The organism is Vreelandella neptunia (assembly GCF_022489065.1).
In the GTDB taxonomy this organism is placed as follows: domain Bacteria; phylum Pseudomonadota; class Gammaproteobacteria; order Pseudomonadales; family Halomonadaceae; genus Vreelandella; species Vreelandella neptunia_A.
This window is the reverse complement of record NZ_JAKVTW010000085.1, coordinates 1-254: the sequence shown is the minus strand read 5'-3', so window position 1 is coordinate 254 and position 254 is coordinate 1. Positions and strand designations below refer to the sequence as shown.

1 pseudogene is annotated in these 254 nt (G+C 66.5%); it reads left to right on the top strand.

The features are described from left to right. Positions 1-254 (top strand): annotated as a pseudogene (locus tag MLE19_RS22970) (catechol 1,2-dioxygenase); the annotation flags it as partial.

Below are 254 nucleotides of genomic sequence, written 5' to 3'. Positions count from 1 at the left end.
GGCACCCCGCGCACTATCGAAGGCCCGCTGTACGTGGCCGGCGCCCCGGAAGCGGACGGCTTTGCCCGCCTGGACGACGAAGCGACCGACGGCGAGACCATGTGGCTGACCGGCCAGGTCCGCGACGTCGACGGCACCCCGATTGCCGGTGCCAAGGTCGAGATCTGGCACGCCAACTCCCAGGGTGGCTATTCGTTCTTTGATCCCTCGCAATCCGAGTACAACCTGCGCCGCACGATCTATACCGACAGCGA